Below are 21,291 nucleotides of genomic sequence, written 5' to 3' on the forward strand. Positions count from 1 at the left end.
GGGTATCCAATTTTTTAGGCTTTCCCTAAAAAAGGGAAAGTTCCTTGTAACGGCGCGGGTTCGCAGCATCTCCTTTAACAACGGAAATAAAAAAAGCCCTAAAACTCCGTTAATCCGGAGCCTAGGGCTTCACTGAAACTTTCGCTAAATACAGTCTGTCTTCTTTGCAGGTGCATCGATAAAAGGTTTTTATTATAATTTCGAACGGGATTCATCCGGCTTCACCCGAAGGCGAAGCAGCAAGTTGATAATCGGCTTTTTTGTTTTACTAACAAGTCCAATCACTTCAGCACCAATCTGCAGGAAGAACATCATGATACAGATGACAACAAAAGTAACCCAGTTAGCTTCAGCCATCGCTGCCGACGTCTGAATGACTGCCAGTACACCGAAGAAGGCGGCAATGCCATAAATAATTAGTACAGTCTGTCTGTGGCTGAAACCGAGTTCGCGCAGACAGTGATGAAGATGTCCTTTGTCCGGAGAGAAAATCGGCTTCTTCTGCAGCTTGCGCCGCACGATGGCGAAGAAGGTATCCGACAGCGGAACACCGATAATAATCAGCGGGGTAATAAAGGATACAACCGCGATTTGTTTATATCCAAGGAGTGACAGCATCGCCAGACAGAAGCCCAGAAACAGCGAGCCTGTATCTCCCATAAAAATTTTAGCCGGGTGAAAGTTAAAGAATAGAAATCCGATAATGCTGCCCAGCAGCACCAGACACAGCAAAGCGACAGGCACATTGCCCATCAGCATGGACATCACAAAAATGGTACCGATGGCGATGGCGGACACACCGGCTGCAAGCCCGTCCAGTCCATCAATCAGGTTAATAGCATTCGTTACGCCAACGATCCAGAAAATGGTCAGCGGAACGGAAATCCATATCTCCAGCGAAGAGTAAGCATCCATAAACGGAATATCCACAAAATCAACGCGAATATCAAATCCGAAAACAACGATGCAAGCGATACCGATTTGCACCAAAAATTTGAGTTTGGCATTCAGATCGAAGCGGTCATCCAAAGCGCCGATGATAACAATCATGGCCCCACCGATCAAAAAGGCAGCAATGAAGTTCGTATCCCGTGATGTCAGTACCCCTTCCGGTATGAGCGGCAGCAGCGCCAGCGTCGTTAAAATAAATGCCAGAAATATTCCCAACCCTCCCAGGCGAGGCATGATTCTGGTATGAACTTTACGGGCGTTCGGCACATCAACGGCCCCCACCTTGACAGCGAACTTTTTTACAAGCGGCGTTAAGGCCAAAGCCAGTGCCAGTGCTGCGATAAAACCAATGATATAGATCGGCAACATTTGATCATTCGACCCCCATTTTTAACGTGAATCTTTTTCACCGTTACCTTTACCATGTGAAGATTTGGTGAAAATGATCCAACCGCATTGAATTATACTCCGATCAAAAATAAATACCAACCTTTATTTTATGGCAATTTAGGTTGTTTAAACGCCATATTTCCGCTTATCGGCCCATTTTCGTCACGTTTTCTCTTGCACGCAGCACTTTCACTGCGAATTTTGGCAGCGCAAGCATCCTTTTATACCGGCTTGGCTCCTTTAGCAGACGATAAAACCATTCGAGCCGCAGCTTTTGAAAGACTACAGGAGCCCGCTTCGTTTTCCCGGAAATGACGTCAAAGCTGCCGCCTACCCCCATCATCACAGGCACGCCCAAACGTTCCTTGTGTCTGGCAATCCACGGTTCCTGCGTCTCCGCTCCGCGCGCTACAAACAGCAGATCGGGTGCGGCCTCCCGTATGGTCCGGATCACCTCTTCATCCTGCTCTGGCCCAAAAAATCCATCCCTTATACCGCATATCGCAACTCCGGGATAAAGCTCCTTTAACCTGGCGGCTGTCGCCTGAATCACTTCAGGGGTCGAGCCGAGCAGGTACGCTTTCCAGCCGCGGGTTTCTCCCACCTTGAACAATTCGTGCATCAGGTCAAATCCGGCCACTCGCTCGGCCACGGGCATGCCCGCCACCTCTGCCGCCCAGACAACGCCGGTGCCGTCAGGCACGAGCAGCTCCGCATCCAGCATCACCTTCAAGTAATCAGGCTCTTCCAGAGCTTTCATGACCATAATCGGATTGGCTGTAATGATCTGATGAGGCTTGCCGGAATCAACAGCCTCTGTCAGCCACGCTACGGTGTGCTGCATGTCGAGCCTTGATACCGGTATTCCAAAGATCGGGACTGTCGGAACAGTTTGCTGCTGCATCACTTTCAATCATCCTTTACGACTCAAATATTCGATAATATGCCGTGCAGGCAGCCGGGCTTCCTGGCGCAGCGTTTGAATAGCTGCTGCACGGCTGCCCCGCCAGGCTTCACGGCCATCAAGCAGCGCACTCGCCTCTGCCGCAAGCTTGTCCCCGCTAAGCGTATCCGATGAACCGACTGGCTCGCTTCCAATCCTGCTCAGAAAATGATTAATCTTCGGGTCATAAGATATGCCGAGCAGCGGAACCTCTCTGGAAGCGGCATAGATAAGACTGTGGAGCCGCATGCCGATAATAAGGTCACATCTGCTGACCTCCAAAAGCATTTGCTGCGGGTCCGTGATCTCTTCCTCCACGCTGATGCTGCTCCCATTGGCAGCGACATCGCCCAATTGTCCAAGAACATATCGGGAGGCCTCGATGTCATCGGGCAGGTGGAAAGGGAGGAAACGCAGATGCACGGGACGCTTGGCACTTAGCTTGCGCAATCCGTCGGCAATGGCCTTCAGCTCTCTTCTTTCCTTATCCCAATAACGTACCGAGATGCCGATAACCGGCATGCCGGTAGGAGACCATCCATTTGCACCGGAATCCGCGTTCGCGGGCAGCGGAAGCCCCATCACGGGATCAGGGACGACGTTCACGGAGGAACGCTGCACTCCCATCGCCGCCAGCAGATCCGCCGACTGCTCATCACGCACCGATATATATTTACAACGGTTGAATACTGACTTAATCAGCGGGTAAAACCATTTGCGCTGCACCGGACCAATTCCCTGCGCATAGACAAACGTCGGCTTGCCTGCCCACTGTGCCAGCTTTAATATGGCCAAGTAATAAGGTATCGTTTTGGGGCTTGTGGCATCCTGCAGCAGGCTTCCGCCTCCGCTGATAAGCCCCGAGCTTTCTCGTATGGCCGCCCTGACCTCCTTCAGGCTCATCCGGTGTACCGCACGCACGCCATACATTTTCTCCGTCCATGCGGGATCGGAAGAGAGCACGATGGGCTGGACGGTTACCCCGGCTTGCTTACCCGCTTCCTCGAGGGCTGTTAAAATCGATTTCAGGACAGCCTCATCTCCGCTGTTGCGGAAGCCATAATAGCCGGAAATTACAATTTTCGGAGCCGAGGAGACCATCTAGTCCAAACTCCTTCCAGCACCCGCCATACGACTGCGCCAATAATACCGATAATAAGGCCCATGCCCAGACCAAGCAGTCCGCGAATCAAGGAAATCAGAATCGGAGAATGGATATGGGCAAATGTATCCACCATCGACAGTTGTCCGATGACAGCAACAATCATTACATAAACCGCTTTACGGTATCTAAGTGCCGCAAATGCTCCGACAATAAACAGCGGATGTGCCATCAGGAATTCCTTGGTACGCGGTCTCACACCAAACGTATTTTCCATAAACGTACGGAAGGCCAGCTCGATTGAAGAGACAGAACCCGCATTTCCCGTACGGGAGATATAGTAGTAACCGGCCGCCGCTGCAATAACCAGCGCAACAATCATCCATACCGTAATAGGCATCCGCAGCAGCTTCGGAATTTCCGTTTTAAGAGAGATTCCTCTATAGAAGAACAAATACACGGCTACCAGAAAAATAGGAGCAAAGTGCAGCAAGCTTACTCCCCTGAACTGATCAAGCACAAGACTGTAAGTGATGTTGTTCAGCAGTGCAATAACAAAAGGTACGGCTGCCAGCGACAAAATCGAAGTCTGCGCATACAGAAGCACGGTTTTGCCAAGTCGGCTTCCCGTAGAAAGTCCAGAATTTTGATCGTGAAGTGCCGATATTTTTCGCACAGCCAGCACCGTAGCCACTGTAGGACCGCTGATCGCAACAGCCAGTGCGAGCGCCTGCTCCATCAGACTGGAATTCAACACATACAAGCCAGCGCAGCCGATGAGGCCGAGGGCAAAAGCAAGCAGCGTCAATGCAGGGAGAAAATAGGAAATCATAATGGCAGTCAGTGCAACAGCACCCGCAACAGCCACCATTTTAAAATACCGCTGCGTTGGAGAATCGCTTACCTGGAAAGGCTCGGCTTGTCCAATGGTAAAGCCGTTATTCTCTATACGCTGTACAGCATTGCCGGGCGCAGCCAGCGAGTGCACCAAGTTATCGACAGAGTCTTTCACCTTTGCTTCGGCAACACTGCGGGTAGGGACTGTGTTTAAATAGATAATCCGTATATTTCTGTCCTTGGTTGCCAGAACAAACCGGTCGGCAATCGTCTGAACATCCAATGACGAATCGGCTTCGCTCAGTGAAATCAGACGGACCACGTTATAATCGATCAAATAAGCAAGCTTGTTAAAGCCAAGCTGAGGAGCTTTCAGGCCTTCGATGGCCGCCACGCCGATGCCATGCTTGTTCAGCAGTTCGGCAAAAGCGGTAATGCTGTTCAAATCAGCATCATCATGGAAGCCCTTGACAGACTCGCCCTCAAACAAAATGCGCTTTACCCCGTTGGCCTCAAAATTGGCAAGTGTGCTTTCCACCAGCTGCTGGTTGTACGGCAGGCTGTCCGTCATCCGTGGCATAATGTTAAAGCCTTTGGAATGGAGCATCGCCATGGCAACCGGGTCCGGCTGCATGGGCTTCAGGGAAGCGTCCTCGGGAGAGGTTTCAATGACAAGACCACTTCGGCCTTCATAGCTCCACGGGTTAACCGCAATGCCCAGGCTGACAAAGGTCTCTTTGATCATCGGTGTGTATGCATCCGCATTTTCCTTGTTCAAAAACTGGACATAGGTATAATTCTGATTTTCCGGCACAGGCTGTCCGGTCATGCGGGAAACGTCTTTTTCATTATAAGTTACAATACGGCGGGCCTTTTCCAGATCACTCAAAGTGCTTTCGAACAACGCCATGGAAGTGACGCCCGCTTCCTTCAGCTTGTCTAGCTGTTCATTCAGATAATCCTGGGGACGTGCCTGATAAGATGCGGCGTCCGTCAAGTCACGGTAATCAAATACAAATTCAACCGATTTGGCTGTTCTCTCTGTTTGCAGTCGGTCGCTGATGACCGGCATAGCCGCAATCAGACCGATTACGACCACGGCCCACAGCCATTTGCGGGCGCGGGTATTCCAATACTGCCATTTCTGATACACCAAAGTACCTCCTCATCATTCGGCGTCAAATACAAAGCGTTCCGTTAGAAACAGCTTGTACTGCACACCCTAAAACGAACTTCCGCTCAGGCCAGGCCACGGCTGCGGATTCACCATGAAATTCCAGTTCAAAAGCAGATGACCTCTCCCGGCTTGCTGCCCATTGCCGTGAGAGGTCACCGATGTGTTCCTGCTTTTGTTCTTAAGCGTCTACACGGGACATAACAGCTTCCACCAGACGCGTAATCTTGTCCTCCGCATCCGGAGTGGATGAGCCGCGTACCGCAAAATACACCTTGATCTTCGGCTCAGTCCCCGATGGACGCAGGCAGAACCATGAACCATCCTCCAGCATGAACTTGAGGACATTCTCTTTCGGAAGTCCATCTAGCCCTTTGGAGTAGTCCAACACTTCCTTAACCTTCACACCTGCAATTTCATCGGCCGGGTTATTGCGCCACTGGGTCATCAGGGACTGGATTTTCTCAACCCCGTCTTTCCCCTTCAAGGTTCGTGACTCAAGTCTTTCCTGGAAGTATCCGAACTTCTCATACAATTCCTCCAGGACATCATACAATGTTTTCCCTTGTGTGCTGTAATAGGCGGCGGCTTCAGCGATCAGCATCGCAGCCAGAACGGCATCCTTGTCACGCGCATAGTTGCCGGCGAGATAGCCGTAGCTCTCCTCGTAGCCAAACAAATAGGTATGGCTTCCGGTTTTATCGAATTCATTCATCAGCTCGCCGATATATTTGAAGCCAGTGAGCGTGTTAAATACGGTTGCGCCAAAATGCTCGGCAATGACGGCCCCCATCTCGCTAGTCACAATCGTTTTGACCACTGCCCCGTTTTTCGGCAGCTTGCCTGCTTCTTTAAGCTGGTTCAGCAAATAGTATACCATAATTGCACCGGACTGGTTGCCGGAAAGAACCACATATTCGCCGCTCTTGTTTTTTACAACCGCACCCATGCGGTCGGCATCCGGGTCTGTTCCGAGCAGAAGATCCGCCCCGATTTGACTGCCAAGCTCAATAGCCAGCTTAAAGGCATCGCGTTCCTCCGGATTTGGTGACTTCACGGTAGAGAATTCGGCGTCAGGCTGTTCCTGTTCAGGCACAATATGCACCTGCTGGAATCCGAGCTTCTTCAACACCTCACGTACAGGATGATTGCCTGTGCCGTGCAGCGGGGTATATACCAGCTTGAAATCCTTGCCCGGACCACTCGCAATCAGCTCGCGATTGACGCTGACCTCGGCGACTGTGTTAATGAAGGCTTCATCCTCATCCTCGCCAAGCCATACAAGCAGCCCTTGCGCCTCCGCTTCTTCGCGCGAAATGCGGCGCACATCGGAGAAGGAAGAAACTTCACGAATATAACCAATCACCTTCTCGGCCTGGTCCGGCACCAGCTGGCCGCCCTCATGGTTATACACCTTATACCCGTTATATTCAGGCGGGTTATGGCTGGCCGTAATGACAATGCCTCCGGTCGCCTGCAAATGACGGACCGTGAAGGAGAGCTGCGGCGTTGGACGCAGCGACGGGAACAGCTTTGTTACAATGCCGTTGCCTGCAAGAACCAGTGCGGCTTCCAGCGCGAATTCGGGAGAAAAGTGGCGGGAATCATGGGCAATAACGACGGAAGGTTTGCCTTCCCGGTCCCCATGCTCCTCCAAAATGTACCGTGCAAGCCCCTGGGTAGCCCGGCCAACCACATAGCGGTTCATCCGGTTGCTGCCTGCGCCAATAACTCCCCGCAGCCCGCCAGTGCCAAATTCCAGCTCTTTATAAAAACGGTCCTCAAGCTCCTTATCGTTGCCTTCCAGAGCCCGTAGCTCCTGCTTTGTCTCCTCATCGATGGCAGGATCCTGAAGCCAGCGCTCAATGCTTTCCATGGCTTGTGTACTCAATTGTGACATATAGTGATTCCCCTTCCTACTATTATTATTAGAATTGGGATTGCCTATGTATCATGACAGGGCAAACATGATCTCGCCTTCGGCAACGACTTTATCGCCTACGCTGGCGGTTGCCTTCCCTTTGCCGATGGAGCCTTTCAGACGGATAATTTCCACCTCAAGACGCAAAGTGTCTCCAGGCACGACTTGCCCCCTGAACCGGAAGTTGTCCAACCCGGCCAGAAAGCCGATTTTGCCGCGATTGGCTTCAACCTTAAGAATCGCCACCGCACCGACCTGCGCAAGCGCTTCTGTAATGAGCACGCCCGGCATAACCGGATAACCGGGAAAATGTCCTGTGAAGAACGGTTCATTCATGGTGACATTCTTGATGCCAACCGCCCGCTTGCCTTCTTCCAGTTCAACAATCCGGTCTACGAGCAGAAACGGCGGGCGATGCGGAATAACTTCCTGAATCTGATTGATATCCAACTGCACATTTTCCATAATAATCATCTCCATATCCTTTGCATAAAAACAGTTCAAAGCGGTAATAAATATTGATATCCTTACACTTGCTGCAGAAGTGAAGGTTAAGATAAGGGGCTTTTTCCGCCGACCATCAGAAGAGGGCGTGAAAAAGCCCTTTTGACACGAATATGCGCAAAACTCCCCCATCATTATACATTTTCCGAGGCTAAAAAGAAAATTCCGCCCAAGTACCATTTTAGATGCCGCTGAAGCTTTATTATCAGCCTGTTCATGCCAAGGATTTAAGTTTCTCTGCAATGACATAAAAAAACCGCGCAGCTTTCGCCGCACGGTTAGTTTTTAAAAAAATTTATATATGAGTAACATCTGGAAGCTATGGAGCAAACACCAAATCAAACACATGCCGCCATGTAGCGATGTCAAACACATCCCCGAGACTATGCTTGCCCACAACAACATAACCTGCAATCATCCCCCCGAGCAGGGAAATGACAAGAAGCAGCGGAATCACAAAATGACGGGCGATCCGCCATCCGGATTTTCTTACAACTGCCGTTTGTTTCTGTTCTGTCATCACTTTACCGCCTATGCCCGCAGAGAGTTCGCCAGACCCATCATCGTGTCGCTGGAAGTGAGCGCCCGTGAAGCCATCTGGAACATCCGCTGAATTTGCATCATTTCCGTCATCTCATCCGTCAAATCCACGTTGGACTGCTCAAGGTAGCCCTGACGAATCGCCGAAGTTGCAGGAACCACAGTTGCTGCTCCCTGCCCGAATACATCATCCTCAGCGACGCCGGAAGCCAAAACAAACGTATTGTCAGTCCCCTGCACAAGACCCTCGGGCCGCTGTGGCTCAACAAATTGAAGCTGGTGGGCAACGTAAGGCACGCCTGTACCATTATCCCGCACCAACAGGTTGCCCTGCCTGTCGATCGCCACCTTGGAACCTATCGGCGCTGTTACCGGGATACCGTTACGATCAAGCACCGCATGGCCCTCCGATGTAGTCAGCAGCATGCCGGTGCCAAGCGGATCCGGGGTAAAGCCGAAGTTGCCATCCCGTGTCCAGGCCTTTTGGCCATTGATCTCAACGGCGAACAGCGCGTCCCCCTCAATTGCCAAATCCGTCGGATTGCCCGTTTCCTGCAGCGCCCCCTGCTCCATGTCTGTACTTATGCCAGTTGCCTTGACCCCAAAACCAAGATTAAAGCCAAGCGGCGCAGCCCGTCCGGCCTGGCGGTATGTCTCGGGCTGCTGTTGAACCCGTGCCAGCACATCCTCAAAGGAAGCTTCCTTGCTTTTATAACCTACGGTATTCACATTCGCTACATTATCGGCAATCGTGTCCAGCCGTTTCTGCACACTGGCCATAGTAACCATAGCGCCGATCATGGAGTTATTCATGGCTTGATTCCCCCTATACCCGTCCTACCTGGTTAACAGCCTTGTCAAGGCTTGCATCATAGAACTGAACGACTCTCTGATTGGACTCATATGCGCGCTGTGCCGCCATCATATCGACCATGGACTGAGTGGCGTCCACATTGGAGCCTTCAAGATACCCCTGTTTGAGCTCCACGTTATCCCCGGCCTGCAGCCTTCTTGCGGTTGCACCACTTTGCGTGTCCAGCCTGAAATTGCCGTCGCCTTCACGAACCAATTGATAAGGCTGGTCGATAATGCTTATGCCGAGTGTAATTCCTGTTGGCATATGATCCCCGTTCAGAAGCTCTCCCTGTCCGTTTACTTTAAGGTCTTTCACAGCTCCGGTCAAGGTGATGGGATTGCCAACTGCATCCAAAACCTCGGATCCAGTAGATGTGCGAAGTGTTCCAAGTCCGTCCAGCTTGAAATGCCCGTCCCGTGTATAACGAACATTGCCCGTCTCATCCCTGACCGTAAAGAAAGCTTCCGGCTTATATGTAACTTGTCCGTTGGCATCCACGTATTTTCCGGAAGGATCAAAACGAACAGGCTGCCCTGTCGCCGGATCATTGACGATGATATCGGATACCAAAGCAAAATCGGTGGTTTGCCCGCTTTGCTTGAGCGGTCCCTGAACATATGGAGAGAGGCTCTCCTCCGCAAACACTCCCGTATTCAAGCGGCCTACGGTACGGTTGGGGTTGTCCGCATAACCTCCTGTCATAGCGACAAGCATTTCCGGAAAAGAACGCTGCACAGCCGTTTCCTGCTTATAGCCCGGCGTGTTGAGGTTGGCGATGTTTTGTGTGACCGTATCATGACGGCGCTGCTGGGTAATCAAACCTGCGGCGGCAGTATAAAGTCCTCTCAGCATAACTGGCGGTTCAGCTCCTCGGTTCATCTATTTTAAAAATGCAGCACAACGTGCTGCATTCTTCATCCATTGAATTTGTCTAAGTATCTATATCGGCAGATCAGAATCTTTTTTTAACGACCTGATCCAAATTATTCAGCATAATTCCTGTTCCCTTAACCACACAGTGCATAGGATCTTCGGCCACGAGCACAGGCACGCGCAGCTGCTGCGCGAGCAGCTCGTCCAATCCGCTGAGCAGCGCTCCGCCTCCAGTGAGAATGACGCCGCGGTCAATGATATCCGCCGACAATTCCGGCGGTGTCCGCTCAAGCACCGACTTCGCCGCGGCAACAATGCTGGTTACCGGGTCTTCCAGCGCTTCCTGCACTTCACTTGCGGAAATGGAGATCGTCTTGGGAAGGCCTGATACCATATCACGTCCGCGGATATCCATTTCTGCCTGGCGTCCGTCCGGATGAACGGTTCCGATCGCAATTTTGATATCCTCGGCGGTACGTTCCCCGATCAAGAGTTTGTACTTTGCTTTCACAAACTTGGAAATGGCCTCGTCGAACTTGTCCCCCGCCATTTTAATCGATGAAGCCGTAACGATATCCCCCATCGACAGGACGGCAACATCCGTCGTTCCTCCCCCGATATCTACAACCATATTTCCGCTCGGCTCGAAAATATCCATACCCGCGCCAATCGCCGCTGCCTTGGGCTCTTCCTCCAGAAAAACTTCTCTGGCCCCGCTTCGTTCAGCCGCTTCACGAATCGCCTTTTGCTCCACCGACGTGATGTTGGTAGGCGCACAGATCAAAATCCGGGGACGGCTGTACCAGCTTTTGCCCCCAACCCGGCTGATAAAATATTTAAGCATGGACTCCGTAATTTCAAAGTCTGCAATAACCCCGTCACGCAGCGGGCGGATAGCCGTAATGTTGCCAGGTGTCCGTCCGACCATGCGGCGTGCTTCTTCTCCGACAGCAAGGACTCTCTTCGTATCCCCTTCTATGGCAACGACAGAAGGTTCGTCTAATACGACCCCCCTTCCTTTCACGTGTATCAGCACGTTCGCCGTGCCCAGATCGATTCCGATATCCTTGCTAATCATATAAAAGAGCCCCCAAAGTCATATTTTAAAAAGTGACAAGAACCGGCAAATGTATGTGCAATATTGGAGTGTTTCGTGACATAATTCGATCTTGTACCATCTTTTAACATATCATACTTCAGGGGAAGGATTCAATGGATAAGTACATGCAATTTCTATAAAAATTCAGGGTTTTCCGGAGACCATAACATCCTGCGTACTGTCGTTCGTTTTTTTGTATTTAATTTTTGTCGCTTCCCCTCCCCGCAGATGGCGGATGGATTTATGGTATTCCAAAATATGCTTCACCTGATCCGCAAGGTCCGGATTGATTTCAGGCAGCCGTTCGGTTAAATCCTTATGCACCGTGCTCTTGGATACACCGAACTCCTTGGCGATCGTACGGACCGTATGTCTGGTTTCTACGATGCAGCGGCCGATTTTGATGGTCCGTTCCTTGATGTAATCGTGCACACTCCCGCCTCCCCACTGTGGATAGTTTGGTACATTATATGAGTGGCAGGGATAGATATGCTCGGTTTGGCGCTGTGACAAGCTTCCGAAGCCCTAATTATTTCCTTGCAGGATATGGACAAAGCCCCTGGAAAGCACAAAAAAAGGCAGAGGGACGGTTCCCCCTGCCTTCGGACGAGCACGATTATTTTTGCGGAAGCAGTGTTGTAGGATTTACCGGTTTGCCTTCCTGAATCACCTCGAAATGAAGATGGTTATTCAGGTCCTTCTCCATTTCATTGCGGCCGGATGTAGCAATAACTTGCTCCTGCTTCACTTCATCGCCCTCTTTAACCTTTACCTGGTCAAGGCTTTGATACACGGTTTTGAGATTATCATCATGTGTAATTTCAACGATGTTGCCCATCAGAGGGTGCTGCTCCACACGGGTTACCTTACCGCTCAGCGCAGCCTTTACATCAAATGCCGCGTCATCGGAGCGGGCCAGGTCAATACCCGTATTGGCCGTGAAAGTTTGGTCATATTCCACCATCGCGGCAGCCTGCTCATCTTCCGATGCGGTTTCATCAAAAAACGGCTTTACAATAGTTACTTCGGCAGCGTTCGCCACTGGCCAAACCAAATTCTCGGACTGGGCGACCACTTCTACACTTTCCTGCTGACCATTAAGACCGACATCATCCGTTACACTGTTCGCTGTCTCTTGAGCGGCAGAATCCTGACCCAATGGTTTTGTGCTGGTATCCTGATAGACCCACACAAGAGTTAGTATGATGGCTGCTGCGGCAATGTAGGCTGCAGGATATACCCACCTTTTGGACAACAGCTTTTTCCACGAAGACGGCTGTGAAGCTCTTTCTCCCATTATATTTTTGGAAGATTCTTCGTGATTTTGGTTTTTGTTTTGTTCATTCATGGTTTCATCACCTCAGTAACAAGTGTTACCGGGTGCTACTCTTTTATACTTGCATTCTCAGAAAATTTGAAAATTTTTCTATAGCATTGGTTTAAAGCAGCTGCGAGGCCTTGGCAAAATTAATTCCCGTATAGTAGTGTTTGAGAATTTGGGTTGCCGTATAACCTTCCTTGGCCATCCCGTTGGCACCCCATTGGCTCATACCAACTCCGTGGCCATTGCCATAAGTAGTGATGACCATTTGGTCTCCCCGGATTGTCCACGTGAATTCGCTGGATCGAAGTCCTAGCCGCTGGCGCAGGTCAGTTCCTTTAAAAACGGCATCTCCGATTCGGATGCTCTTAATCCGATGCCCTGCGGTGGTGGAAAGAATTTTAATTTCCGGGAAAATTCCCGATCCCGAAGCAGCCCGTACAGCTTCTCCTCTCAGGCCGAGTTTGTCCAAAACATCCGTGGTCTTCATCGTTATCGTTTCTTTATAGCCTGGCGCAATCTTCTGATCCCAGGGGCTTGGAACACTGCGAAGGTAAGGGACGGAAGCCGTCCATACATCTTCGGAATTTTCCGTATATCCATTGCTTGTTGAGAAAAAAGACGCAGTGATCGGCTTCCCTTTATACGTCATTATAATATCTTTCGTTTCTTTAACAGCCTTCCGGATGGAAGCCAGCTCTGCGGCCCGCTGCGGGTCCTTCTCCTGCTGCCGGATCGCTGACAGCGGCAAATATACCTGGTGCTGAACGGTGTCCGTAACATCGGCCCCTTTGGGAGCGCCGCTGGTATCATTGGCCAGTAAACGGCGGACGATGAAGGTCCTGGCCGCAATTGCCTGCGCTTTAAGAGCCTCATACCCGAATTCAGGCGGCATCTCGGCTGCAACCACGCCTGCTATGTAGTCTTCTAGAGGAAGCGTCTCGATTGTGCCTGTGGAGCTTAGGAAGACGCTGACCTTAACGGCCTTGGTCTGGGCTGGCTTCTTCGTATCGGTGGACTCTGGCTGTACCGTTGTATCCGGCTGAATTTTTCCCGGAGGTGCAGGCTGCGGGTGCGTCCCGCGGGGCCAGACCAATACGGCTGGCAGAATAAGAGCCATCAGGATCAAGCCTGTTAATACTGCTATCGGACCCGGCGGCAGACGCCGGCCCCAAGTGCGAAAGGTCTTTGGGCGGGTGGCTCTTTTACTGCCGGGCTGAGCTTTTATTTGGGCCGGTACAGCGTATAAGGGACGGGATTCTGATGTGTCCTGCTCCCGAGCGGAAAGAAGCTTCCCGGGCTCGCTGCCGCGGCCTGCCGCTTCATCTGCTGGCGGAACGACTGGAATGCGGATCCTGGCACGAGAATCTTTCATTTTGGAGAAACCTCCGTTCTATGAAGTGAGACCGGGGTGCTTGACCGGACCGGATAGTCAATCATATGAGAGGTTCCCGCTTGATAGAACCGGATTTGAGAGAAAAGCAGAAAGCCGCCATGCCTGGTTGCAGCACAAAAAAAGCCGCCCGGCCGCCGGTTTTGGCCCGGGGCGAGCAGCTTTGATGTGCGGGTATACTATTGAAATAAAGCGGTTATGCAAGGGTCGGCTGTATTTTAAAAGTCCCCTTCTTTTCTTCCTTAACAACCTTTTCGGCAGAAGCGGCTTCCAGCACGCTCTCTTCTACCGAAACCCGGTAGATGTCGGCGCCAAGAGCTGTGAGCTTCTCAGCCAGATGCACATATCCGCGGTCGATATGGTGAACGCCGCTGACCTCGGTAGCCCCTTCAGCAACGAGACCTGCCAAAATCAGGGCGGCACCTGCCCGCAAATCCGTAGCGCATACTTTAGCGCCTGTCAGCTTGGCATTGCCGGTAACGATCGCCGAGCGTCCTTCCACTTTGATTTCCGCGTTCATCAGCTGAAATTCATCCACATGCATGAAGCGGTTCTCAAACACCGTTTCAGTAATGACACTCGTGCCTTCCGCGGCAAGCTGCAGCGCCATCATCTGGGACTGCATATCTGTCGGAAAGCCGGGATATGGCAATGTTTTGACATCAACCGCTTTAAGAGGTTTGCTGGCAATGACACGAATACCGTTTTCATCCGGCTGGACCGTCACACCCATTTCCTCCATCTTTGCAATAACGGGCCCCAGATGGTCGGAGATGGCGCCTTCTACATAGACGTCACCACCTGTAATGGCAGCCGCCGCCATATAAGTACCGGCCTCGATCCGGTCAGGAATGACCGTATGACGGACACCGTGCAGCTTCTCCACACCCTCGATGCGAATCACTCCGGTACCGGCGCCGCGCACTTTGGCCCCCATTCCGTTCAGATAGTTGGCCAGGTCCACGATCTCAGGCTCTCTTGCCGCATTATCGATAATGGTAGTCCCCTCGGCCAGCGAAGCTGCCATCATAATATTCTCGGTCGCTCCGACACTGGCAACGTCCAAATAAATTTTGGCACCGCGCAGGCGGCCATGGCTTCTCGCTTCCACATAGCCCTGGCCCATGCTGATTTCAGCCCCCAGCGCCTCGAAGCCCTTCAGATGCTGATCGATTGGGCGTGTACCGATTGCACAGCCTCCCGGAAGGGATATTCTTGTATGCCCCATCCGCGCCAGCAGCGGCCCCATGACCAGAAAAGATGCGCGCATTTTCCGTACCCATTCATACGGCGCTTCGCAGGATGTGATCGCCCGTGCGTCAACACGAATGATTTCGTCTTGATATGTAACGCTTGCTCCCAGCGATTCCAATACTTTATTAATCGTCATTACATCGTCTAGAGGAGGCGCGTCAACAATGACGCTTTCTCCTTCTTCCCCTAAAAGAGAGGCAGCGATAATCGGAAGAACGGAGTTTTTAGCTCCGCTTACTTTCACGCTTCCGACCAGTCTATTGCCGCCGCGGACGATAAATTTGCTCATCATGCTTCCCTCCGCGCGTCACTTTCCTTTTCCGGTGTGGAAAAAAAGAACGGTATCCGCTATTTTCGTGTCTCGCAGCCCGGCAGCTCCAATATCAGACTCCCATGGCAAACGAGGTTCATTTTCTGTAAATGTAGTGTAAAGAAATGATTAAAATTCGAAATAAATCGCATCGACTTGGTAACTCACTAAATTCCATCATATCATCGTTCAAAGCGCTTATACAAGCATTTTTTCATTACGCATGTCTGCCGCGCCCGTTTACACTGATATTGGCTGCGAGTCAAAGCCATGTAAACACATTGTTAACCACTGATGTCGATCCTATTCGACAATTCATGCTCTTAAAGAGGTTGTTCAAAAAGTCATCTTTTGATCACGAAGTCAATCAGGAAGCAGACTCGACATCGAATCTTGAATTCAGCCGGGCCTTCCGGTGCTCACGTACCCCAAGTACGCTCCGCTCCTCAGTCCCTGCTTCATCCAACCTTCTCGGTGCTGAAAACCTGACTTTTTGAACTCTCACCTATAGGCATACAGAGATATAACCAAATGTTTTAATATCAAAACATATACCTCAGCAGCTGGCTCCAGGAAATATAGTCCAGTAAAAAACCGGCCACAAGCCGTCCAAGCACTACAGCCAAAAACAAATGCAAAAGCCTTCCTTGCGGACTTTTGGGATTTCTGATCCACAAGTCGAACTTAACACTCTGCAGCGCCCACCAGGCAAATGCAATGCATATGAGAGATACCGTCATGGATACCATGCTGCTCATGCCTGTTGTCTGGCCGATCTGCCGAGTTAATTCATCCGCCACGATTTAGCACCTCCGGATCACTGAGCGCAGTACATTGATAGCCACCCGACTGTTCAGACCGTGAACAGCCTATATGTGCATCATATGCGTCAGCGCTAAAAATGCAAACGATGAAATCAGGAATCTTTCATGCCTGCTTGCCAGCTCGGACTATTCTATAATACTTGCCGCAGGCATAACAATCCAGTCCCATTTACGTTATTTTCAATAAGTTTCGACATTTTTCAATATTTGTTATCCTATTATGCATGAAATTCCACTCAAAATTCATGTAACATCTACTTTTTGCATTCTCTTTATTTGTCTGTTAGCTGCCCGTCTCAACAAAAAAAAGCCCGTGCGGTTTAAGCCGCCGGGCTTTCGACCTATATACTTTTGATTCTTTAGTCCTGCAAATACATTTTATTTTCCAGCCACATTCAAGCGGTTCATGGCTTTTTGCAGCGCCAGCTCCGCTCTGCGGTGGTCATACTCATCCTGTTTGCTCTGCAAACGGACCTCAGCACGTTCCCGAGCCGCCTTGGCGCGTTCCACATCAATTTCAGTCGGACGCTCCGCGCTTTCAGCGAGAACGACGACTTTATCTTTCCGGATTTCCACAAAACCGCCGTTGACCGCCAGGATTTCAGTCCTGCCGCCGGTTTTGATGCTGACCGGAGCAATCTGCAAAGGAGTGACCATCGGAATGTGCCCGGCCAAAATGCCGAGTTCCCCTTCCACGCCCCGAACGTTCAGACTCTCCACTTGCTCCGAATAAACCTGGCGCTCAGGGGTCACAATTTCCAATAAAAAGGTGCTCACTTCCATCCCTCCTGACAGGCTGTCCACTGACAGCCCACTTCGTAAGGCTTACCTGCTGTCATGCGCAATTACAGATTTTTGGCCTTTTCAACCGCTTCTTCAATTGTGCCTACAAACAGGAAAGCTGCTTCCGGAAGATTGTCGTGCTTGCCTTCCAGAATTTCTTTAAAGCTGCGCACCGTTTCTTTAACAGGCACATATTTGCCCGGAATGCCGTTGAAGGCTTCGGCCACATGGAATGGCTGAGACAGGAAGCGCTGAATTTTGCGCGCACGCGCAACCAGCATTTTGTCTTCCTCGCTGAGCTCATCCATACCAAGAATCGCAATAATATCCTGCAGCTCATTATAACGAGCCAGAATTCGCTTAACGCCTTGGGCTACCTGGTAGTGTTCTTCACCTACGACTTCAGGAGTCAGAATACGCGAGCTGGATGCCAGCGGGTCCACCGCCGGATAAATGCCCATCTCGGAGATTTTACGCTCCAGGTTGGTCGTAGCATCCAAGTGCGCGAACGTAGTCGCCGGAGCCGGGTCCGTATAGTCGTCCGCAGGCACATAGATCGCCTGGATGGAGGTAACGGAACCTTTTTTAGTGGATGTAATACGCTCCTGCAATTGACCCATTTCCGTTGCCAGTGTCGGCTGGTAACCTACTGCGGACGGCATGCGTCCCAGCAGGGCCGATACTTCGGAACCCGCCTGGGTAAAGCGGAAAATGTTATCAACGAACAGCAGTACGTCACGGCCTTCCTGATCACGGAAGTATTCCGCCATGGTCAGACCTGTCAGGGCCACGCGCAGACGGGCGCCCGGCGGCTCGTTCATCTGTCCGAACACCATCGCCGTTTTGCTGATAACGCCGGAATCCTTCATTTCATGGTACAGGTCATTACCTTCACGGGTACGTTCGCCTACACCTGCAAATACGGAAATACCGCCATGCTCCTGTGCGATGTTATTGATCAATTCCTGGATGGTTACGGTTTTACCTACACCCGCACCGCCGAACAGGCCGACTTTACCGCCCTTGGCATAAGGAGCCAGCAGGTCGATAACCTTAATGCCTGTTTCCAGCATTTCCGCCTGGGTTGTAAGTTCATCAAACGCCGGTGCTTGACGGTGAATTGGATTGATTACAGTTCTGTCCACAGAGCCTGCATCATCAATGGGTTCCCCCAGCACATTGAATACACGTCCGAGCGTAGCTTCACCTACCGGCACCGAGATCGGAGCCCCCATATCTACTGCCTCCATACCGCGGACAAGACCGTCGGTGGAAGACATCGCGATGCACCGTACACGGTTGTCTCCCAAATGCTTGGAAGCTTCCAGTGTCAGGTCGATTTTATTGCCGCCTTCCAATTCACCTTGGATTGTGACGGCATTAAGAATTTCCGGAAGCTGGCCGCGTTCAAATTCAACGTCGACTACCGGACCCATAATGCTCACAACGCGTCCTTTGTTCATATTCCTGTTTCCCTCCTACAAGCTTTGCACAGCAAAATCCGATACATTGCCTGTTGCTTTGCTCCGCTAGGCTATGATATTAATAAAACTCCGATCACACTTGCGCATTTGCTCCCGCTACAATTTCCGTAATCTCCTGGGTGATTGCCGCCTGGCGGGCACGGTTATAAGTAAGCGTCAGCTCGTTGATCATTTTCGTTGCATTCTTCGTCGCTGCACCCATCGCCGTCATCTTCGCCCCCAGCTCACTCGCCTTGCCGTCAAGCAAAGCTCCGTAAATAAGGGTTTCCGCATAACGGGGCAGCAGCACCTCTAGTACGCCCTCTGCTGACGGCTCATATTCGTAGCTGGCAGACAGAGACGCTTCAGAAGCAGTCGGAGTCGCCATCGGCAGCAGACGGTCCACCGTCGGAATCTGGGTCAAAGCATTCACGAACCGGTTATAACATACATACAGCTCATCAAATTCGCCCTTTTCAAATCCTTGCACCGCATTGTAGGCGATGGACTTGATATCCGCAAATGCCGGCGAATCGGACAGATCCGTTACCGTATCCGCCAGAGCATAACCCCGGCGGGTAAAGAAGTCGCGGCCCTTGCGTCCGATGACGAACAGCACAAACTCATCCTGCGAGCTGTGGCGTTCAGCAATGGTTGCAGTGACAGCACGTAAAATGTTCGAGTTGTATCCGCCCGCAAGGCCGCGGTCAGAAGTGATGATCAGATATGCGGTTTTCTTCACCGGACGGGATTCCAGCATCGGATGCTTGATGCCTTTGGTCCCGGCAGCGATGCTGGCGACCACTTCCTTAAGCTTCTCTGCATAAGGACGAGCGGCGCTGGCTTTCTCCTGTGCTCTTCTCAGCTTGGAGGCCGCCACCATTTCCATCGCCTTGGTGATCTGCTTCGTGTTCTGCACACTTTTAATTTGGCGTTTAATCTCGCGCATGCCTTTTGCCATGATTTCACCACCTTAAAGCTTTGACGAAGTCAAAGCTATCTTCGTAAGCATTAGCTTAAAGCTTTGACGAAGTCAAAGCTATCTTCGTAAGCATAAGCTAAACTTTGACGGAGTCAAAGTTATCTTCGAAAGCGCTAATTTAAAGCTTTGACCGAGCCAAAGCTTTCTGCTAGCAAAATAACGTACGATCCTATGGATGAGCCAAGCCCGGCTGGCAGAGCGGACTTGGCTGAAAATCACTTATTTGCAAGGTACAGCTTAAGCCGAGGCGGCAAAGGTTTTCTTAAACTGCTCAATGGCCGCTTTCAGCGCTGTCTCATTATCTGCAACAAGATCCTTCGTATCGCGGATCGATTGCAGGATGCTGTCATGGTTGGATTGCATATACAGCAGGAATTCCTTTTCGAAACGTTGAACATCGCCCACTGGAATATCGTCAAGGTAACCTTTAACTGCTGTATACAAGCTTACAACCTGCAGCTCAACAGCCAGTGGCTGGTTCACGTCCTGCTTCAGGATTTCCATCATGCGGGCACCGCGGTCAAGGCGGGCCTTTGTTGATTTATCCAGATCGGAGCCGAACTGTGCGAACGCCTGAAGCTCGCGGTATTGAGCCAGATCCAGACGCAGGGTGCCTGCAACCTTCTTCATGGCTTTGATCTGCGCAGTGCTGCCGACACGGGATACGGAGATACCTACGTTGATCGCCGGACGCTGGCCTGCATAGAACAGGTCTGCTTCCAGGAAGATCTGTCCGTCCGTAATCGAAATCACGTTTGTAGGAATGTAGGCCGACACGTCGGAAGCCTGAGTTTCGATGAATGGCAGTGCCGTCATGGAGCCGCCACCCAACTCGTCGTTCAGTTTGGCCGCACGTTCCAGCAAACGGGAGTGCAGATAGAATACGTCACCCGGATAAGCTTCCCGGCCCGGAGGACGGCGAAGCAGCAGGGACAATTCACGGTATGCCGCAGCCTGCTTGGACAGGTCATCGTATACGATGAGGACGTGCTCGCCTTTGAACATGAAGTACTCGCCCATCGCAGCGCCTGCATATGGTGCGATGTACAGCAATGGCGAAGGCTCGGAAGCCGATGCCGTTACAACGATTGTATATTCCAATGCTCCATTGCGGCGCAGTGTTTCAACAACCTGTGCCACTGTGGATTGCTTTTGGCCAATGGCAACATAGATACACTTCATACCGCTGCCTTTTTGGTTCAGAATGGCGTCGATAGCAATGGAGGTTTTACCAGTCTGACGGTCACCGATAATCAATTCCCGCTGGCCACGGCCAATCGGTATCATCGCGTCAATCGCCTTGATGCCTGTTTGCATCGGTTCATGGACGGATTTACGCGCCATAACGCCAGGGGCTTTGTATTCCACGGGACGGAATTCCGTAGTGGCAATCGGACCTTTGCCGTCTACCGGCATACCCAGCGGATTCACGACACGGCCGATCATAGCATCGCCCACAGGCACCTGCATGATTTGTCCCGTACGTTTTACCTGCCCGCCTTCACGGATGTCGGAGTATTCACCCAGAATAACGACACCGACATTGCTTTCTTCCACGTTGAGTGCCAAGCCCAAAACGCCGTTCTCGAATTCAACCAGCTCGCCTGCCATAACTTTCTCAAGACCGTAGACACGGGCGATCCCGTCACCGACTTCTACAACGGTGCCGACCTCAACAACCTCAATGTCCGTTTTATACTGCTCAATTTGACTTTTAATCAATGTGCTGATTTCTTCAGGTCTGATACTCAAGTGTGTTCACCCCTATCTT

General features: G+C 51.3%; 19 protein-coding genes. All 19 read right to left on the bottom strand.

Features of this window, described 5'->3' with window-relative positions; all coding sequences use genetic code 11:
• Nucleotides 1–192: 192 nt before the first annotated feature.
• The 19 genes from ACE5KN_RS07565 to atpA all read right to left on the bottom strand — a co-directional run bounded on the left by ACE5KN_RS07565 (nt 193) and on the right by atpA (nt 21,272).
• Nucleotides 193–1,320 (bottom strand): glycosyltransferase family 4 protein, encoded by a 1,128-nt coding sequence (locus ACE5KN_RS07565; protein WP_375525905.1) that lies wholly within the window; start codon nt 1,318–1,320, stop codon nt 193–195.
• 166 nt (nt 1,321–1,486) lie between these two features.
• Nucleotides 1,487–2,245 (bottom strand): WecB/TagA/CpsF family glycosyltransferase, encoded by a 759-nt coding sequence (locus tag ACE5KN_RS07570; protein WP_375525904.1) that lies wholly within the window; start codon nt 2,243–2,245, stop codon nt 1,487–1,489.
• A 9-nt stretch (nt 2,246–2,254) separates the two neighbouring features.
• Nucleotides 2,255–3,385, bottom strand: coding sequence for a polysaccharide pyruvyl transferase CsaB (gene csaB, locus ACE5KN_RS07575; RefSeq protein WP_375525903.1), 1,131 nt, complete (start codon nt 3,383–3,385; stop codon nt 2,255–2,257).
• Nucleotides 3,358–5,376, bottom strand: coding sequence for a DUF5693 family protein (locus ACE5KN_RS07580; protein ID WP_375525902.1), 2,019 nt, complete (start codon nt 5,374–5,376; stop codon nt 3,358–3,360). The genes csaB and ACE5KN_RS07580 overlap by 28 nt, the downstream gene beginning before the upstream one ends.
• Before the next feature lie 202 nt (nt 5,377–5,578).
• Entirely contained in the window at nt 5,579–7,297 is a 1,719-nt protein-coding gene (locus ACE5KN_RS07585; RefSeq protein ID WP_375525901.1) for a phospho-sugar mutase, read from the bottom strand.
• Nucleotides 7,298–7,348: 51 nt separating this feature from the next.
• The gene (gene fabZ, locus ACE5KN_RS07590) at nt 7,349–7,783 is read right to left on the bottom strand and encodes a 3-hydroxyacyl-ACP dehydratase FabZ (RefSeq protein ID WP_375525900.1); all 435 of its coding nucleotides are present in this window, start codon (nt 7,781–7,783) and stop codon (nt 7,349–7,351) included.
• Nucleotides 7,784–8,141: 358 nt separating this feature from the next.
• Nucleotides 8,142–8,342, bottom strand: a complete 201-nt coding sequence (locus ACE5KN_RS07595; RefSeq protein ID WP_375525899.1) for a DNA-directed RNA polymerase subunit beta — start codon at nt 8,340–8,342, stop codon at nt 8,142–8,144.
• Between the two features lie 11 nt (nt 8,343–8,353).
• Nucleotides 8,354–9,175, bottom strand: a complete 822-nt coding sequence (locus ACE5KN_RS07600) for a flagellar hook-basal body protein (protein WP_375525898.1) — start codon at nt 9,173–9,175, stop codon at nt 8,354–8,356.
• Between the two features lie 13 nt (nt 9,176–9,188).
• A complete protein-coding gene (locus tag ACE5KN_RS07605; RefSeq protein ID WP_375525971.1) occupies nt 9,189–10,070 on the bottom strand; it encodes a flagellar hook-basal body protein in 882 nt (293 codons plus the stop codon).
• 100 nt (nt 10,071–10,170) lie between these two features.
• Nucleotides 10,171–11,169: a rod shape-determining protein gene (locus ACE5KN_RS07610; RefSeq protein ID WP_375525897.1), complete on the bottom strand. Its 999-nt coding sequence runs from the start codon at nt 11,167–11,169 to the stop codon at nt 10,171–10,173.
• A 165-nt stretch (nt 11,170–11,334) separates the two neighbouring features.
• On the bottom strand, nt 11,335–11,622 hold the full coding sequence (gene spoIIID, locus ACE5KN_RS07615) for a sporulation transcriptional regulator SpoIIID (protein ID WP_355326399.1): 288 nt from the start codon (nt 11,620–11,622) through the stop codon (nt 11,335–11,337).
• 184 nt (nt 11,623–11,806) lie between these two features.
• A complete protein-coding gene (spoIIQ, locus tag ACE5KN_RS07620; RefSeq protein WP_375525896.1) occupies nt 11,807–12,538 on the bottom strand; it encodes a stage II sporulation protein SpoIIQ in 732 nt (243 codons plus the stop codon).
• Nucleotides 12,539–12,629: 91 nt separating this feature from the next.
• Complete coding sequence (gene spoIID, locus ACE5KN_RS07625) at nt 12,630–13,886, bottom strand: stage II sporulation protein D (protein WP_375525895.1); 1,257 nt, start codon at nt 13,884–13,886, stop codon at nt 12,630–12,632.
• Nucleotides 13,887–14,100: 214 nt separating this feature from the next.
• Nucleotides 14,101–15,447, bottom strand: a complete 1,347-nt coding sequence (gene murA, locus ACE5KN_RS07630) for a UDP-N-acetylglucosamine 1-carboxyvinyltransferase (RefSeq protein ID WP_375525894.1) — start codon at nt 15,445–15,447, stop codon at nt 14,101–14,103.
• Between the two features lie 563 nt (nt 15,448–16,010).
• Nucleotides 16,011–16,226, bottom strand: coding sequence for a DUF1146 family protein (locus ACE5KN_RS07635; RefSeq protein ID WP_375525970.1), 216 nt, complete (start codon nt 16,224–16,226; stop codon nt 16,011–16,013).
• A gap of 444 nt (nt 16,227–16,670) precedes the next feature.
• On the bottom strand, nt 16,671–17,069 hold the full coding sequence (locus ACE5KN_RS07640; protein ID WP_375525893.1) for a F0F1 ATP synthase subunit epsilon: 399 nt from the start codon (nt 17,067–17,069) through the stop codon (nt 16,671–16,673).
• 68 nt (nt 17,070–17,137) lie between these two features.
• Nucleotides 17,138–18,538: a F0F1 ATP synthase subunit beta gene (gene atpD, locus ACE5KN_RS07645; protein ID WP_375525892.1), complete on the bottom strand. Its 1,401-nt coding sequence runs from the start codon at nt 18,536–18,538 to the stop codon at nt 17,138–17,140.
• Nucleotides 18,539–18,632: 94 nt separating this feature from the next.
• Nucleotides 18,633–19,499, bottom strand: a complete 867-nt coding sequence (gene atpG, locus ACE5KN_RS07650) for an ATP synthase F1 subunit gamma (protein WP_375525891.1) — start codon at nt 19,497–19,499, stop codon at nt 18,633–18,635.
• 258 nt (nt 19,500–19,757) lie between these two features.
• Nucleotides 19,758–21,272 carry a F0F1 ATP synthase subunit alpha gene (gene atpA / locus ACE5KN_RS07655; RefSeq protein ID WP_375525890.1) on the bottom strand — a complete coding sequence of 505 codons (1,515 nt, stop codon included), beginning with the start codon at nt 21,270–21,272 and terminating at the stop codon, nt 19,758–19,760.
• Nucleotides 21,273–21,291: the final 19 nt, after the last annotated feature.

The organism is Paenibacillus terreus (assembly GCF_042138595.1).
GTDB lineage: Bacteria > Bacillota > Bacilli > Paenibacillales > Paenibacillaceae > Paenibacillus > Paenibacillus terreus.

Bases quoted from the DNA above. Each gene is read 5' to 3' on its own strand.
- atpD (WP_375525892.1), bottom strand. From the start codon at position 18,538: ATGAACAAAGGACGCGTTGTGAGCATTATGGGTCCGGTAGTCGACGTT.
- ACE5KN_RS07600 (WP_375525898.1), bottom strand. From the start codon at position 9,175: ATGAATAACTCCATGATCGGCGCTATGGTTACTATGGCCAGTGTGCAG.
- csaB (WP_375525903.1), bottom strand. From the start codon at position 3,385: ATGGTCTCCTCGGCTCCGAAAATTGTAATTTCCGGCTATTATGGCTTC.
- spoIIQ (WP_375525896.1), bottom strand. From the start codon at position 12,538: ATGAATGAACAAAACAAAAACCAAAATCACGAAGAATCTTCCAAAAAT.
- ACE5KN_RS07610 (WP_375525897.1), bottom strand. From the start codon at position 11,169: ATGATTAGCAAGGATATCGGAATCGATCTGGGCACGGCGAACGTGCTG.
- ACE5KN_RS07605 (WP_375525971.1), bottom strand. From the start codon at position 10,070: ATGCTGAGAGGACTTTATACTGCCGCCGCAGGTTTGATTACCCAGCAG.
- ACE5KN_RS07570 (WP_375525904.1), bottom strand. From the start codon at position 2,245: ATGCAGCAGCAAACTGTTCCGACAGTCCCGATCTTTGGAATACCGGTA.
- ACE5KN_RS07635 (WP_375525970.1), bottom strand. From the start codon at position 16,226: ATGAGCAGCATGGTATCCATGACGGTATCTCTCATATGCATTGCATTT.
- fabZ (WP_375525900.1), bottom strand. From the start codon at position 7,783: ATGGAAAATGTGCAGTTGGATATCAATCAGATTCAGGAAGTTATTCCG.
- spoIID (WP_375525895.1), bottom strand. From the start codon at position 13,886: ATGAAAGATTCTCGTGCCAGGATCCGCATTCCAGTCGTTCCGCCAGCA.
- ACE5KN_RS07595 (WP_375525899.1), bottom strand. From the start codon at position 8,342: ATGACAGAACAGAAACAAACGGCAGTTGTAAGAAAATCCGGATGGCGG.
- ACE5KN_RS07565 (WP_375525905.1), bottom strand. From the start codon at position 1,320: ATGTTGCCGATCTATATCATTGGTTTTATCGCAGCACTGGCACTGGCT.
- atpG (WP_375525891.1), bottom strand. From the start codon at position 19,499: ATGGCAAAAGGCATGCGCGAGATTAAACGCCAAATTAAAAGTGTGCAG.
- ACE5KN_RS07585 (WP_375525901.1), bottom strand. From the start codon at position 7,297: ATGTCACAATTGAGTACACAAGCCATGGAAAGCATTGAGCGCTGGCTT.
- murA (WP_375525894.1), bottom strand. From the start codon at position 15,447: ATGAGCAAATTTATCGTCCGCGGCGGCAATAGACTGGTCGGAAGCGTG.